Genomic DNA, 15,795 nt, shown 5'->3' with positions numbered 1-15,795 from the left:
TCAAATGAGACGAAGGGTTATTTTGGTCACAGATGGAGATGAATATGCAAAGCGAACAATTGAGCTTTTAACGAAGGAATTTGGGGGAAGGTGTATTTCGGCGTCACAAAGTAATCCAACCAAATTGACAGGGAAGAAAGTTGTTGAGCTTATTATGCAAACGCCATATGACCCTGTATTTGTCATGTTTGATGACAGCGGATTTATTGGAGAAGGATCTGGTGAAAAAGCTTTAAAATATGTAGCTACGCATAAACAAATTGATGTACTTGGGATTTTGGCAGTAGCGTCTAATACACATCATTGGGAATGGGCACGCGTAGATGTAAATGTAGATCGGAATGGGAACTTAACGGAATATGGTGTTGATAAATTTGGACTTCCAGATGGTGAAATTGGCAGAATTAGCGGAGATACAATTTATTGTTTAGACGATTTGAATGTTCCTGTCATCGTTGGAATTGGTGATATTGGTAAGATGTGTGGAAATGATGAATGGGAGAGAGGATCACCAATTACTAAAAAAGCAATTCAGTTAATTTTGGAAAGGAGTGGTTTTTATGACGAAGCCTAAAAAAGTAGAAATCCCTATTTCATCTTTCATAAGTGATAATGAAAATTACTTAAAGCAAACAGCTGGACTGGGTGTTACATACGATGTTGGTATTCGTAAATTTCAAATTTTAAATAAAGAAATTGGTGTGTTATTTGTAAACGGACTTTGTGATACAAATTATATTATCCCTATTTTAGAAGAAGCGGTGGATACAAATGAAATAAGAGATGTAGAAGAAGATACAGTGAAGCTTTTAGAGAATCGTTTAATTCATCAACAAGTAAGTAAAGTGAAAACGATGGATGAGGTAATGCTTCAAGTATTATCAGGACTCATTATTATATTTGTGGAAGGAGAAACGGAAGCTTTTGCGATAGATGTTCGTAGTTATCCAGGACGAACACCAACAGAACCAGATACAGAAAAGGTAGTACGTGGTGCAAGGGATGGATTTGTTGAAAATATCGTTGTAAATACAGCATTAATTCGTAGAAGGATACGTGACCCACGTCTTCGAAATGAAATGATTCGAGTAGGAGATCGATCACAAACGGATATTTGCATTACATATGTACAAGATGTTGCAAATCCGGATTTAGTTAAGATTATAAAACAAGAATTAAATAACATTGAAGTAGACGGGATTACGATGGCGGATAAAACGATAGAGGAATTTGTAGTTAAACAAGGCTATAATCCCTTCCCGCTTATTCGATACACAGAAAGACCAGATGTAGCGGCAAATCATCTACTAGAAGGACACGTGCTAGTACTTGTTGATACATCACCGAGTGCTATGATTACTCCAACAACATATTTTCATCATTTACAGCATGCAGAAGAGTTTAGACAAAATCCAGCTGTAGGTACATTTTTACGTTGGGTACGTTTTTTAGGTGTTATATTTTCGCTGTTCTTATTACCATTTTGGTTAGTTTTTGTATTTGATCCAACTCTTTTACCAGAAAGTCTTGCTTTCATTGGACCAAACAAGATGACGCATTTACCAATTTTATTACAAATTTTGATGGCTGAAATTGGACTTGAATTTTTAAGGATGGCTGCCATTCATACACCGACATCATTATCATCTGCAGCAGGATTAATTTCCGCCATATTAATTGGTCAAATAGCAATTGATGTAGGTTTATTTGTACCAGAAGTAATTTTATACGTAGCAGTTTCTATGATTGGAGCATATGCAACACCGAGTTATGAACTAGGGCTTGGGAATAAAATCGGGAAGCTATTTGTCATTATTTTGACAGGGATATTTCATGAAATGGGATTTGTAGTTGGAATGACGATATTAATTTTATTTTTAACGTCTATAAAAAGTTTACAAACACCGTATTTATGGCCGTTTTTACCATTTGATTGGGGCGCATTAACAAAAATTCTACTCCGTCCAACGATGTCTAGTTTAAAAGTACGCCCAAGTATTGTAAAACCTCAAAATGTAAGAAGACAAAAATAAACGGGAGTATACACCCGTTTATTTTTTTAGCAAAAATTTATTGTTTTTTAACAAAAATCAAACATTTTTTGTGTACACTTAGAGTAGATATTGTGTATGGAAGGGGAAGAGGACATGATTAAATTATTTGTAAGTGATTTAGATGATACGCTCGTTTACAATGTGAATCATATGCAAAAAGAAGATGAACGTGCACTTTGTTGGTTAGCTGAAAAAGGGACAAATATTTGTTTTGCCTCTGGCCGCTTTACTCATCGAATTGATGAAGTTGTAAATAGGTTTGCATTCCCGTATTACACAACTAGTTTAAATGGAGCAACAATGTTACTACCAGATGGAAAAATATTTCATGAATCAAGTTTTGAAGATGGGATTGCCCAGGAAATATATCGATATATCCATAAAAAGGGACTAGCAGATATTGTTTGTGCAAATGAGCAACGATATACAAAAAGAAAGAATGAACATCATCATAATTTTGAAACATATATGGGTGTGCATATTGCTGAGATAGAAGCATTAGAGGAGGAATTTGGTAAGACTGTACATCCTGCGAAATTGTTTGTTTTTGGGGAAGAAGAGACAATTGCAGCATTAGATCAAGAATTACGAGATACATTTCAGAGCGAAGCGGAAGTTTTTATGTCTGGTAAACGCTATGTTGACATTATGCCAAGGGGAGTAAGTAAGGGGAGTGCTTTAAGGCGACTAATGGAACATTTGCAAATTGAGGCAAATGAAGTTGCATGCATTGGAGATTCCTTCAATGATATTTCTATGTTTGATGTAACCCCGCATTCCTTTACTCTCCATCATGCTCATCCATATGTGAAGGAGAAGGCAAATCATATTGTTCGTTCGGTCGAAGAAGCTGTTATGAAATTGCCGTTACTTGTATAAAAAAGAAGCTCGTCACTGACGAGCTTCTTTTTATTTGAATAACGATTTAACAAAATCAATGATACTTGAGAAGAAATCTTTCACTTTATCTAGGAAACCTTGCCCTTCTTCAGATCCTAAAAAGGCAGAAACGTGTTCTTTTGCTTTATTTAACTGACTGCCAACTTGATTCCAATCGATATTAAGATTTTTCATTTTATCAAATAGCGCAACTAAGTTATCTAACTGTTCATCCGTTAATGTAATACCAAGTTGATCCGCAATTTTTTTAATTAATGAACGTAAATCTTCAGTCGTTTTTGGCTGCTCTTTGGCAATCTCTTCTTTAATTTTTGCAACAAGTTGAACTGCTTTTTCTTCACCAATTTTATCACCGAGCTCGGCTGTTTGCACCATTTCTTCATTGGCTACTTTTTTTACTTCCTCAGGAATTGCTTTGTTCGATGTTGTTTCATAGGCTTTCATTAAACCTGTTAAAGCAGCGGTTCCTGAAACTTTAAAAGGTGCAGTAATTTGAATTTCTGCATCTTTCACACCTGCTGTAATAAGTGCGTTTGTGTACATTGCATCTGTTATCGAATTAATGTTTTTTGAACGTACAATAAGGCCAGAACCTGGCTTTGTATATGTGATCATAGAAGAGGAAATTGCTCTCGTACCAATTTGCGCTTTTGGAACAATCCCTTCTAGAAATTTATGTTCTTCCGCATTAGACACAGTAATGATTGTAGCATCTTTCGGTGCGTTCATTTCTTTTAACAGATCTTGTTTTTGTTGTTCAGACAAGTTTTCTCCTAGTGTAACAATTGATTCTCCTTCGATGATGTCTGCAAACGAAGCTGTTGGCATCATAAATACCGTTACAGCTAATAGCAGAGCTAGTAATTTCGTTTTCACGAAAAATCGCTCCCTTTCTCTTTCTAAAATTTTCGGGCAACACAGTTATTATAGTATATATTTCTTATTTGTCACCTAGCTTTTTCCACATTTCAAAAAACAAGTATGTAGATTGTCGGATTCTTTTTGTTTCTAGTCATGAATGTGGTAATATAGTGCTGAGATAGTTGAAAGGAGACATATACGTATGAAAACTTTAGGATACATATTAATGGAAAATGGTGAAAAAATCGATTTAGAATTTTTCCCAGAAGAGGCACCAAAAACAGTAGAAAACTTTAAAAAACTAGCAGAGCAAGGATTTTATGATGGTGTGACATTCCACCGTGTTATTCCTGGCTTCGTAAGCCAAGGTGGAGATCCAACAGGAACAGGTGCAGGTGGCCCAGGTTACTCTATCCCATGTGAAACTGATGGAAATCCTCATAGACACCTTGTAGGATCACTTTCTATGGCTCATGCTGGCCGTAATACAGGTGGTAGCCAATTCTTTATCGTTCATGAGCCACAACCGCATTTAGATGGTGTACATACTGTATTCGGTAAAGCAACAAGCGGTATTGAAGCAGTATTAAACATGCGTCAAGGTGATGTAATGAAAGAAGTTAAAGTTTGGGAAGAATAAGGTAATGAGAAAAGAGAGCGATTGCTCTCTTTTTTGCTTTTTTTAATAGGAATGTGTATGTCATTTACAGTACATGATACAAGTAGTACTGTTATTGCAGTGAAAATATGTTGCTTATGAGAACAAAAAATTAACAAATTACATAGAATACATTAGATTACATGTTTCAATAAATATTTTTTTACATTCATATTGCTAGAATTCATTTGCTCTCATGTGATGAATCGTGAAGTAATAATGAGCGGTGGATGTTTCTTTTCACTTTCATATAACAGTGTTTTTTCTTTTATCTACTTAGGAAAAATAGTACTGAAACATATATTTGACTTTCTTCTTTTTGCTTTGTATGATTATCAAGTTGTTTTAAGCCCTTCTCACTCTGTTGAAAATATTGTAAAATGAATGTGATATGAAAAGAGTGGTTGAGGGGATTAATAGTTTGTAACTTTTGTAAGAAGGGATAAGGGTTATGTTAATTCGTTTTAAAAAAAGTTATGAAAAGATTGCAATGGGGCTTCTTTCATTTATGCCAACGGAAAAAGATGTGAAAACATTACAATTGACTATGAAAGATTATGAAGCAAAGGATGATTGGCAATTGTATTTGTGGAAACAAAATGAAGATTTTGTTGGGATAATGGGGATTGTAAAAAAAGAGAATCAAGTTTTGGAAATTCAGCATTTGAGTGTGAACCCATCTCACCGTCATATGGGTATTGGGACGAAGATGGTACAAGAGTTAAAGAGTAAATTTCTTGAGTTTACAATTTGCGGAAATGAGCAAACAGCAAGTTTTTGCAAAAAGTGTAAAGAGCTTGAACAAAATATACATTCGTGAAAGCAGAGATAAGTAGTTTATTATCTCTGCTTTCTTTTTTGTAATTGCTCATTTCGTTCAGCAATGACCTCTGTTCGATCACGTAATGTGTGCTTATGTATGATATATTCACTAGAATTAGCATTTACATCTTTCCAAGGGAGGTTTTGATTCTGACATAATTCCATGCAGTGCTGTTCTAATGCTGTATCTGATAATGGTAAAAATAACGGTGTAAAACCTTCTTCTTTCTGTATAGATTGTAATCTATCCTTGAGTAAGAATAGAAGTTGTGTAGCATTTATTCCTAAACGTTGTAAAGGTGCACTGTTTTTTTCTAAAATCGTTATGGCGCTTTTCATCATCTTCTCTGAGCCATTCCAGTTAGAGCGTCTTTGATGGTATAAAGAAACTGCAATTTGAATGAGGCCGACTAAGTAATTGTCACGATTTCCTCTTGGTTTTTCTTTCCAATATTCTTCTAGTATTTCGTGGCATTCAAAATAATCATAATCTCCGTGAAAATGAATTAAAAATTGTATGTATTCGGTAGGATACATGTTCTTCACCTCTGTTTAACGGTTATAAATACAAGTGTATCATAGAAATATGAACAATAAACGACTAGGGAGTTTTCCCTAGTCGTTATTGTTCATATTAGCAGAAGCAAGCTGCCCCTACAATAATTAGTAAAATAAACAATACAACAAGTAATGCGAACCCACCGCTAAAACCGCAATCAACGTGACCCATAGTTTTTTGACCTCCTACATTGTTCTTACTACACTGTTATCATATGAAGTGGTGGGCATGATGACATAGGCATCGGTCTATTTTTAATTAAATTTCTTAAAAAGGTTGGATAGAACATGAGTATGCTCTATACTTATGTTGTTATAGAAAAAATGTGGTGGGATGCTTTGTGCAGTATAATTTTAAAGTAGAGGCTTTTGAAGGGCCTTTAGATTTATTGTTACATTTAATACATCGTTATGAAATTGACATATATAATATTCCTGTAGCGGAAATTACAGAGCAATATTTATCTTATGTTCACACGATGAAAGAACTACAATTAGATGTTGCAAGTGAGTATTTAGTAATGGCTGCAACGTTATTACAAATTAAAAGTAAAATGTTGTTGCCGAAACATGAAGAAGATGTACTTGATAACGGTGATGACTTTATAGATGATCCTCGTCAAGAATTGATGGAGAGGTTAATTGAATATAAGAAATATAAGCAAGTTGCTACTGAGCTAAAAGAAAGAGAACAAGAAAGAGCACAGCTATATACACGTCCGCCAATTGATTTTACATCGTTGCAACAAGAAGAGGAGACGAACTTGCCTCTTGATGTTACGTTATATGATATGCTAGCGGCGTTTCAAAAATTAATGCGCCGAAAAAAAGCAAAGAAACCTGTAACAACACGTATTACTCGTCAAGAAATACCAATTGAACAGCGCATGACTGATATTTTAAAGCAGTTAGAAATACAAGGTGGTCGTCAAAGTTTTTATGATTTATTTGTTGATGATGAACGAGAAATAATGGTTGTAACATTTTTAGCGGTTCTTGAGCTGATGAAAAATCAACAAATCATAATTGAACAAGAACATAATTTTGACGAAATTTTCGTATCAAGCTCTATTAAATCAGCATAGATCTAGTATGAAAAATGGGATAGACAAATTATATCTCATGCTAAGTTTGAATGTATCGTTTGGAACAAGAGAAAAAATATTGAACCGAACGCATTGATTGTGATTCGGTTTTTTGATGTGTGTTTTTATGGAGAAATAGAAGGAAGGAGCTCGTAAAATGGATAGAACAGAACAGAAATCAATCATTGAAGGGCTTTTATTTGTTTCTGGTGATGAAGGAATTTATCCAGAACAAATAGCGAAAGTCCTTGAAATTGAAGGAAACGAAGTAATCGATATTTTAGAAGAAATGCAAAAAGAATGTGAAAGTGCACACCGCGGTTTGCAAATTGTACAGTATGCAAAAGTATATCGTTTTGCTACAAAGAAAGAACATGCGTCGTATTATCAAAAATTAATAGACATCCCAACAGCTGCTTCACTCTCTCAGGCTGCTCTAGAAACGTTAGCGATTGTTGCATACCGTCAACCAATCACAAGAACAGAAATGGAAGAGATTAGAGGGGTAAAAACCGATAAGGCGTTACAAACGTTAGTTTCACACTTGCTTATAAAAGAAATGGGAAGAGCAGAAGGACCTGGGCGTCCTATTTTATATGGAACAACGAAAGAATTTTTGGACACGTTTGGATTGAAAACATTAGATGATTTACCTCCGCTTTCTGAAGAAAACGAACAAATGAATGAAGCGGATTTATTCTTCGGTTCTTTACAAGAGATATCGAAATAAAAGCTTAGCATTTTGCTAAGCTTTTTTTGTATATCAATTATATACCGTGCCATACTAATTGAAAAAAAGGAGACGAGTTATGAAAGGTATGCGAAGTATTTTATTGTTAGTTTCTGTTTTGTTATGCTTTTCTTTAAATAGTGCATCGGCCAAAAGGTATATGATGTCTATTCATACTGCGTCTCCAATACATATGCAGCGGCAACATTTTGGTAAAATGAAAGTGAGTTTCTTAAAAGTAGGGCAAGGTGATGCAACACTTATTATATTACCAAATGGACAAACGATGTTAATTGATGGGGGACCTTATGAAGCTGGTGAGGTTATCATCCAAAAACTAATTGAAAAAGGGATTAATCATTTAGATGCTATCGTTAGTACTCATCCTGATATGGATCATATAGGAGGGCTCATTCCGATTGTAGAGCAAATGCCGGTTTCACTTATATTAGATAGCGGAAAAACATATAGTTCTTTTACTTATCATACGTATCGGAATCATATTAAAAAAAGAGGGATTCCTTTCGTTTCAGTAAAAGAAGGACAATACATCCCGCTAGATCCGCATGTATCCATACAAGTATTAAATAATGGGAAATCAAAAGATGAAAATAATGAATCTTCAATTGTGTTAAAGGTACGATACGGAAAAGCAGATTTTTTATTAATGGGTGATGCGGATGTGCGGACGGAAACTGAAATATTAAAGCAATTTGATGTACATGCAGATGTATTAAAGGTGGGACATCACGGCTCCTATACTTCAACAAGTGAAATGTTTCTAAAGAAGGTAGAACCACAGTTCGCGATTCTTTCATATGGGAGCAAAAATCCGTATGGACATCCGCACCAAAGTGTAGTGAGACGATTAAAACAGCATGGTATAATGATGTATGGAACAAATAGACGTACTGTAGAAATGGAAACAGACGGTGAACATATTACAATTGGGTCTAGCGGATTAATGCCATTACTTAAGTGATGTATACGATAGATGATATTGTTCCTTTTTGGAAAAAATGAATAACATATATTATAATTGCGAGAGATGTACTAAGCTTCCTTTTTGTTAAACAAAGAGGAAATTTTATTCGAATGTATAGACAACTACTCGTGCATATATTAAGATGGAATTAGGCGAATAAGGTAATAATAACAAGTAGGTATTTCATGGGAAAGGATCGATGAAAATGAAAACGCAAGTTGTCATCAATGCCAAAATTTATACAGGTCAAGAAGTAGTGGAAAACGGATTTATTCGTTACGCAGAAACAATTAAAGAAATTGGTTTGATGGCTCAATATGTATCACAAGAAAATGAAGCGGTTTTAGATGCAGCAGGGAAAATTGTGATTCCAGGTATGATTGATGTTCATATTCATGGTGGATACGATATTGATGCGATGGATGCAAATAGCGATGGGTTAGTAACTCTAGGTAAAGAAATGTTAAAAGAAGGAGTTACAACTTACTTCCCAACAACAATGACACAAGCTCCAGAAGCAATCGAAGCGGCATTACATGCTGCGAAGGAAGCGAAAGAAAAAGGAGCACATTTCGAATATATTCATTTAGAAGGACCGTATGTTTCAAAAAAACGTGCAGGTGCACAACCACTTGAACATATTGTTCCTGCGAATATTGAACAATTTAAACAATGGCAGGAAGCAAGCGGGAATTTAATTAAATTAGTAACATATGCACCTGAAGAAGAGGGTGCGTTAGAGTTTGAGCAGTATCTTGCTGAAACTGGTGTTGTTGGCACAATGGGACATACAGATGCAATTGATGCACAACTAAAAAATAGAAACATTACACATGCAACGCACTTATACAATCAAATGCGTGGATTACATCACCGTGAACCAGGAGTTGTTGGTCATGTGTTATTAAATCCAGATGTAATGGTTGAAGTAATTACAGATGGTATTCACATTCACCCTGATATGGTGAAATTAGCATATAAATTAAAAGGCCCGAAAAAAGTAAGTGTTATTACTGACGCAATGCGTGCAAAAGGTCTTGAAGATGGATTATATGAGCTTGGCGGACAGCCTGTACATGTAAAAGATGGTAGTGCTCGATTAGAAGATGGAACGTTAGCTGGTAGTATTCTAAAAATGGATCAAGCTTTCCGAAATGTAATTGAATTTACAGGTTGTTCAATCGAAGATGCAGTACTAATGACATCAGTTAACCAGGCAGAAGAGTTTGGATTAAATAATAAAGGTGCGTTAGCGGTAGGAAAAGATGCAGACTTTGTTGTGATGAATGAGGATTTACATGTATATGATACGGTTCGTTTAGGAATTCATATGAAGGAAGGGAAGTAATTAAATGAATATTCTTGTTGTAAAAACTCCAGAAGAACTAGCAGAAGCAGGTTATAAATTAATTGAAGAAGTTGTAAAAACAAAAGAAAATCCAACATTAGGAATGGCTACAGGAAGCTCTCCATTAGGTATTTATGCAGAAATGCGAAAAAATAAACTTGATACAAGCCGTGTAACCACTGTAAACTTAGATGAGTACGTAAATTTACCACATGAAGATAAAAACAGCTATCATTATTTCATGCAAGAACAGTTGTTTGATCATCTTCCATTTAAACAAACTTATGTACCAAACGGGATGGCAAGTGATTTAGAGGAAGAGTGCAAACGTTATGAGGGCATTCTAGCTGCTAACCCAGTTGACCTACAGATTCTTGGAATCGGTGAAAACGGTCACATCGGATTTAACGAGCCAGGGACACCGTTTAATTCTCCAACAAACATTGTTGAATTAACAGAATCTACACGCCAAGCAAACCTTCGCTTCTTCGAGAAAGAAGAAGATGTGCCAACTCATGCAATTACAATGGGAATTGGAAGCATTATGAAAGCGAAACAAATTCTACTTGTTGCTATGGGTGCTAAAAAGGCAGAAGCTGTTAAAGAATTATTGCAAGGTGAATATAGTGAAGCGTGTCCTGCTACAGTTTTACAACGTCATCCGAATGTAACCGTAATCGCTGATCAAGAAGCTCTATCTTTATGCAGTGAGGCGATTGCTGATGAACATCGACAAGTATTCACCATTTCCGATCTATTATCAGATTCAAGAGTGGGTGAAACAGCTAATTGAGGACGGCGAATGGAAGCCGGGAGATAAAATCCCATCTGAGAATGAACTTTGCGATAAGTTCGAAGTGAGTCGTATGACAATCAGACAGGCGATTAATAATTTAGTGGAACAAGGTTATTTATATCGGAAACGTGGAATCGGTACGTTTGTCCAACTTCCGAAAGTGGAACAAAAATTGCAAGGAATGACAGGATTCACAGAAGACATGATTTCTCGTGGGATGAACCCAAGTAGTCAATTATTAAGTTTCCGCCTCGTTCCAGCTACTGCGAAAATAGCAGACCGGCTGAGAATACAGGAGGGAGAGTCGGTTTATGAAGTGAGGCGTATTCGCTTAGCTGATGATGAACCGATTGCTTTTGAGACGACATATTTGTCGCCAGCTCTTGTAAAAGATATTAACGAAGAAATATTGCAACAATCTTTATATGAACATTTAGAGAAAAAACTGGGCTTTAAACTTGTTAGCGCTACTCAATCAATTGAAGCTTCAATTGCAACGGATAATGAAGCCGAACATCTGCATATTCCTAAAAAGGCGCCAGTACTTGTAATGCGTCAATGGTCATATTCAGAAGGTGAAGTACCGTTAGAGTACGTGAAATGTATTTATCGTGGGGATCGTTATAAATTTATTACAAACATCGCACGTAATAAATAATATATTTCAGTTTGTGAAGTACAGTAAATGTCAAATTGTTTAACATGTAAAGAAAAAATACGACTCATCCTTACAAGGAGTGAGTCGTATTTTTATTATGAGCAATTACATGTTTAACAGCATCTTTAACTGTATTTACTACATAGTGAGCGTGTTCTTTTACTGCTTCATCAGCTTGAGACATAGCAAAACTGTGAGGAGTTAAAGAAAACATTGGAATATCATTATAAGAATCTCCTATGCAAGCAATTTCCTCTGGTTGTAATTGAAACTCTTTTAATAAAACAGAAATAGCAGAACCTTTACTAATATTAGGTGGCATTACATCTAAACATTGTTCTGCTGAAATGAAGGTACTAACTTTTCCATGGAATTTTTCGTCAATTTTTTTCTGAAGAAGTTGTAAACTTTCCTTTGTTCCGCCGACAGAGATTTTATTTGGGAAAATAGTATCATCAATCTTTTCTAATAGATGCGGTTCTTCAACGGAAGTCATCGTTACTTGTTGTTCCAGTTCATGAATAAATGGTGTTTTCTCTTCAATGTAATAATTATGTTCATCACTTACATAACGAAAATAAGGATCTTCATTTGTCATTGCTAATAGATCAGGTAGAATACTCGAATCGAATGTTGCTGATAATAGTTGCTTGTTTTCGTGCGTGTATACGAAAACACCATTTACGCTAATACGGTGGAAATTTGTATTTACAGCTTTCATTAAGTCTGCAATTTCGTTATCAAGTCGGCCAGAAGCGAAACAAAGAATAACATTTTGCTCAGCAAGACTGCGAAGTGCTGCAATATCCTGTTCGTCAATTAATCCTCCGTGTTGCATCATTGTACCATCGATATCACTTACAAACATTTTAATCATGTTGTTATCTCCTTTCTATGTACAGTTGCTCTTACATTATACGCATCATATATAAACATGTCTAAAAAATGAATTTTTATGAAATGGTAGATGTTTTACATTGACGACAAAGAAGAATATTCTGTAACATAAAAGCAGGCTATTTAAGTACGAGGGTGGTGTTATATGAGTAATTATCTAGAAATTAAAAAAGTTTTAAATAATAATGTCATCATTGCTAGCCATCCTGAACACGAGGAAGTAGTAGTGATTGGTAAAGGAATTGGTTTTGGGAAAAAAGCAAAAGACGTATTGGAGCAAGAACAAATTGAAAAAATGTTTGTTTTAAAAAATGAACGTGACCGTGAACAATATAAACTGTTAGTGCCACATGTGAGTGAAAAATTAATTGAATTAATGAATGATATTATGTTCTATATTCAAGAAAAAGCAAAATCACCATTGAATGAACATATTCATATCGCTTTAACAGATCATATTTCTTTTGCGATTAAGCGGTTAAAACAAGGACTTACCATTGATAATCCTTTTTTAGTTGAAACGAAAATGCTCTATCCAGAGGAATATGAAATTGCTGAAGGTGTTGTAGACCTTTTAAATTCTCGTTTGCAAATTACATTGCCAGAAGGAGAAGTTGGGTTTATTGCACTCCATATTTACAGTTCACTTACAAATTCAGATTTATCTTCAGTTAATCAAAACTCCCGTCTCATTGCACAGCTTGTATCTTTAATTGAGACAAACTTACAAATTACATTAGATCAAGAAAGTATCCACTATTTACGCCTTATCCGTCATTTGCAATATGCTATTGAACGGGTGAAAAAAGGGGAGAAAGTAGAGGAATCACAGAGTTTTGCTGATTTATTAAAGGCGGAATATCCCGTCTGTTATAATTTAGCTTGGAAGCTAGTTAAGGTCATGCAAAAAGAATTGCAACTTCCTGTTTATGAAGCAGAGAGCATATATTTAACGATGCATTTGCAGCGCTTAGTGAAAGCAGAGCATGTGTAAAAAGACATATATTTTTGTCTAAAATGAAAACGTTAAAAAAAATGATTGAATCGCTTACAATAGTTATGTATAATAACTATTGCAAAGTTATACAAATTTCGACAAACACATTAAGGTAAATAACGAAAACGTTTGCCTTAATTATAGTGAACTTATACGTAAACCTATTTTTGACACGTGTTACTGATTCGATCAGGCATGAGTGGAGAAAAGTAAGGAATGTAAGCTTGAGAAAGGGATATACTACCCTTTGTATAGCTATCGTTCTATCTTTTTTTCCTCATGTCTTTTTGGCGTTTGTCGGAAGGTATCAATATAGATAAGAGAGGAAGGGTTTCCATGTTTAAGAAGATCTTTGGTGTTCTTCAAAAAGTCGGAAAAGCGTTAATGCTTCCAGTAGCGATTTTACCGGCAGCAGGTATTTTACTTGGATTTGGTAATGCATTTCAAAATCCACAGTTAACAAATGTTATTCCTGCTTTAAAAGCAGATTGGTTCGTAATGGTAGCAAAAATTATGGAACAATCTGGTGATATTATTTTCGCTAACCTTGCATTATTATTCGCAGTTGGGGTAGCAATTGGTTTAGCTGGTGGAGACGGAGTAGCTGGTTTAGCAGCATTCGTCGGCTACTTAATTATGAACAAAACGATGAGTGTGTTCTTAGAAGTAGATAAGCTAGTGAAAGTAACAAGTTCTGGGGCAGACCCAGTAAAAATTGGATTTGCAGATCCAGCATATGCAAACGTATTAGGAATTCCAACGCTACAAACGGGAGTATTTGGTGGTATTATCGTCGGTATAGTGGCGGCATATTGCTACAATAAATACTTCAATATTGAATTACCATCATACTTAGGTTTCTTCGCAGGTAAGCGTTTCGTACCGATCGCAACTGCAACATTCTCTTTAGTAGTAGGTATTATCATGTGCTTCATTTGGCCATACATTCAAGGTGGCTTAAATACGTTCTCACATCAAATGATTGATGCAAATAGAACGATAGCAGCATTCATATTTGGTTTAATTGAACGCTCATTAATTCCATTTGGATTACATCACATTTTCTATTCACCGTTCTGGTTCGAATTCGGTCAGTATACAAATGCAGCTGGCGAATTAATCCGTGGTGACCAAAAAATCTTTATGGCACAGTTAAAAGACGGTGTAGAATTAACAGCAGGTACATTTACAACTGGTAAGTATCCGTTCATGATGTTCGGTCTTCCAGCAGCAGCATTAGCAATGTACCACGAAGCACGTCCAGAAAATAAAAAATTAGCAGCTGGTATTTTAGGTTCTGCTGCATTAACATCTTTCTTAACAGGTATTACAGAACCACTTGAATTTTCATTCTTATTCGTAGCACCAGTATTATTCGGAATTCACGCCGTATTCGCTGGTCTATCATTTATGACAATGCAAATTTTAGGTGTTAAAATTGGTATGACATTCTCTGGTGGTTTAATCGACTTTATGCTATTCGGTGTACTACCAGGCCGTACAGCATGGTGGTGGGTAATTATTGTTGGTCTTGTACTAGCAGTTATTTACTACTTCGGATTCCGCTTTGCAATCCGTAAATGGAATTTAAAAACACCGGGTCGTGAAGTAGCAAATGCGAATGACGGCGCAGGAAAAGCAGAAGCTGGTGAACTTCCACGTGAAGTATTAGTTGCACTTGGTGGTAAAGAAAACATTGCTTCTTTAGACGCTTGTATTACTCGTTTACGTGTTCAAGTTAACGAACAAAAGAATGTAAACAAAGATCGCTTAAAAGAGCTTGGGGCAGCTGGTGTACTTGAAGTTGGAAATAACATTCAAGCTATTTTCGGACCGAAATCTGACACGTTAAAATCACAAATTCATGATATTATGTCAGGTCGTACACCTCATGTTGAAAAAGAAGAGCCTGTAAAAGTAGAAGAAGCTCCTCAAAAAGTTGATGAAAACGAAACAATCGTTTCACCAATTGAAGGAAAAATCTTACCGATTACAGAAGTACCTGATCAAGTATTCTCAGGAAAAATGATGGGAGACGGATTTGCAATCGAGCCAACAGAAGGAACAGTAGTTTCTCCAGTTAACGGTGAGATCGTTAACGTATTCCCTACAAGGCATGCGATTGGTATTCAATCTGAAGGCGGAAAAGAAATTTTAATCCACTTTGGTATTGATACAGTAAAATTAAATGGTGAAGGTTTTGAAGCACTTGTAGCACAAGGCGACAAAGTGAAACAAGGACAACCATTATTAAAAGTAGATCTTGCATTTGTAAAAGAAAATGCACCATCTATCATTACACCAATTGTCTTTACGAATTTACAACAAGGGCAACAAGTCGAATTGAAAAAAGATGGAAATGTTAAGAAGGGCGAAAACGCTATTATTGACATTCAATAGGAATTTGACGCAAAATGTTTATAATTATAATAGGCGATGTGGTTGA

The 15,795-nt window shown here is 35.4% G+C and carries 18 protein-coding genes; 14 read left to right on the top strand and 4 right to left on the bottom strand.

All coding sequences use genetic code 11. The features are described 5' to 3' along the window. Positions 1 to 4: 4 nt before the first annotated feature. The 3 genes from spoVAEA to AC3WVA_RS01840 all read left to right on the top strand — a co-directional run bounded on the left by spoVAEA (position 5) and on the right by AC3WVA_RS01840 (position 2,933). Positions 5 to 574 (top strand): stage V sporulation protein SpoVABEA, encoded by a 570-nt coding sequence (gene spoVAEA / locus AC3WVA_RS01850; protein WP_048530877.1) that lies wholly within the window; start codon positions 5 to 7, stop codon positions 572 to 574. After that, positions 561 to 2,033: a spore germination protein SpoVAF gene (spoVAF, locus tag AC3WVA_RS01845; RefSeq protein ID WP_071757342.1), complete on the top strand. Its 1,473-nt coding sequence runs from the start codon at positions 561 to 563 to the stop codon at positions 2,031 to 2,033. Before spoVAEA ends, spoVAF begins: the two co-directional genes overlap by 14 nt. A 96-nt stretch (positions 2,034 to 2,129) precedes the next feature. Continuing rightward, the gene (locus AC3WVA_RS01840) at positions 2,130 to 2,933 is read left to right on the top strand and encodes a Cof-type HAD-IIB family hydrolase (RefSeq protein WP_048530872.1); all 804 of its coding nucleotides are present in this window, start codon (positions 2,130 to 2,132) and stop codon (positions 2,931 to 2,933) included. Between the two features lie 30 nt (positions 2,934 to 2,963). On the opposite strand, the gene AC3WVA_RS01835 is transcribed toward AC3WVA_RS01840, so the two are convergent. Further along, positions 2,964 to 3,830, bottom strand: coding sequence for a DUF1002 domain-containing protein (locus AC3WVA_RS01835; RefSeq protein WP_098344932.1), 867 nt, complete (start codon positions 3,828 to 3,830; stop codon positions 2,964 to 2,966). 187 nt (positions 3,831 to 4,017) lie between these two features. On the opposite strand from AC3WVA_RS01835, the gene AC3WVA_RS01830 reads away from it, so the two are divergent. The 3 genes from AC3WVA_RS01830 (at position 4,018) to ribT (ending at position 5,293) form a co-directional block, all read left to right on the top strand. After that, positions 4,018 to 4,455, top strand: a complete 438-nt coding sequence (locus AC3WVA_RS01830; protein WP_048530868.1) for a peptidylprolyl isomerase — start codon at positions 4,018 to 4,020, stop codon at positions 4,453 to 4,455. A gap of 219 nt (positions 4,456 to 4,674) precedes the next feature. Continuing rightward, entirely contained in the window at positions 4,675 to 4,857 is a 183-nt protein-coding gene (locus tag AC3WVA_RS01825) for a hypothetical protein (RefSeq protein ID WP_087956828.1), read from the top strand. 67 nt (positions 4,858 to 4,924) lie between these two features. Then, a complete protein-coding gene (ribT, locus tag AC3WVA_RS01820; protein ID WP_000908396.1) occupies positions 4,925 to 5,293 on the top strand; it encodes a GNAT family N-acetyltransferase RibT in 369 nt (122 codons plus the stop codon). 20 nt (positions 5,294 to 5,313) lie between these two features. Here ribT and AC3WVA_RS01815 read toward each other — a convergent pair whose 3' ends face one another. Together AC3WVA_RS01815 and AC3WVA_RS01810 are read right to left on the bottom strand one after the other, a co-directional pair. Beyond that, positions 5,314 to 5,832 (bottom strand): DUF309 domain-containing protein, encoded by a 519-nt coding sequence (locus AC3WVA_RS01815; protein WP_098344933.1) that lies wholly within the window; start codon positions 5,830 to 5,832, stop codon positions 5,314 to 5,316. A 97-nt stretch (positions 5,833 to 5,929) separates the two neighbouring features. Then, complete coding sequence (locus tag AC3WVA_RS01810; protein ID WP_000510194.1) at positions 5,930 to 6,025, bottom strand: YjcZ family sporulation protein; 96 nt, start codon at positions 6,023 to 6,025, stop codon at positions 5,930 to 5,932. 169 nt (positions 6,026 to 6,194) lie between these two features. Between AC3WVA_RS01810 and AC3WVA_RS01805 the strand changes: the two genes are divergently transcribed. The 6 genes from AC3WVA_RS01805 to phnF all read left to right on the top strand — a co-directional run bounded on the left by AC3WVA_RS01805 (position 6,195) and on the right by phnF (position 11,455). Next, positions 6,195 to 6,938 carry a segregation/condensation protein A gene (locus AC3WVA_RS01805; protein WP_048530863.1) on the top strand — a complete coding sequence of 248 codons (744 nt, stop codon included), beginning with the start codon at positions 6,195 to 6,197 and terminating at the stop codon, positions 6,936 to 6,938. 157 nt (positions 6,939 to 7,095) lie between these two features. Next, positions 7,096 to 7,668, top strand: coding sequence for a segregation/condensation protein ScpB (scpB, locus tag AC3WVA_RS01800; RefSeq protein ID WP_048530861.1), 573 nt, complete (start codon positions 7,096 to 7,098; stop codon positions 7,666 to 7,668). 79 nt (positions 7,669 to 7,747) lie between these two features. Then, positions 7,748 to 8,650, top strand: a complete 903-nt coding sequence (locus AC3WVA_RS01795; protein WP_048530859.1) for a ComEC/Rec2 family competence protein — start codon at positions 7,748 to 7,750, stop codon at positions 8,648 to 8,650. 208 nt (positions 8,651 to 8,858) lie between these two features. Beyond that, the gene (nagA, locus tag AC3WVA_RS01790; protein WP_016086448.1) at positions 8,859 to 10,001 is read left to right on the top strand and encodes an N-acetylglucosamine-6-phosphate deacetylase; all 1,143 of its coding nucleotides are present in this window, start codon (positions 8,859 to 8,861) and stop codon (positions 9,999 to 10,001) included. 4 nt (positions 10,002 to 10,005) lie between these two features. Beyond that, on the top strand, positions 10,006 to 10,794 hold the full coding sequence (gene nagB / locus AC3WVA_RS01785) for a glucosamine-6-phosphate deaminase (protein WP_048530857.1): 789 nt from the start codon (positions 10,006 to 10,008) through the stop codon (positions 10,792 to 10,794). Next, entirely contained in the window at positions 10,724 to 11,455 is a 732-nt protein-coding gene (gene phnF / locus AC3WVA_RS01780) for a phosphonate metabolism transcriptional regulator PhnF (protein WP_002194085.1), read from the top strand. The genes nagB and phnF overlap by 71 nt, the downstream gene beginning before the upstream one ends. Positions 11,456 to 11,525: 70 nt before the next feature. Here the strand turns inward: phnF and AC3WVA_RS01775 are convergent, their stop codons facing one another. Further along, a complete protein-coding gene (locus AC3WVA_RS01775) occupies positions 11,526 to 12,332 on the bottom strand; it encodes an HAD family hydrolase (protein WP_098344934.1) in 807 nt (268 codons plus the stop codon). Between the two features lie 165 nt (positions 12,333 to 12,497). On the opposite strand from AC3WVA_RS01775, the gene glcT reads away from it, so the two are divergent. After that, entirely contained in the window at positions 12,498 to 13,346 is an 849-nt protein-coding gene (gene glcT, locus AC3WVA_RS01770) for a glucose PTS transporter transcription antiterminator GlcT (protein ID WP_048530854.1), read from the top strand. Positions 13,347 to 13,685: 339 nt separating this feature from the next. Next, entirely contained in the window at positions 13,686 to 15,749 is a 2,064-nt protein-coding gene (gene ptsG / locus AC3WVA_RS01765) for a PTS glucose transporter subunit IIABC (protein ID WP_098344935.1), read from the top strand. Positions 15,750 to 15,795 lie beyond the last annotated feature (46 nt).

This window comes from Bacillus sp. EB106-04-02-XG92 (assembly GCF_058791995.1).
The sequence above is the reverse complement of the archived record's forward strand: the minus strand, read 5'-3'. Positions and strand labels throughout refer to the sequence as shown.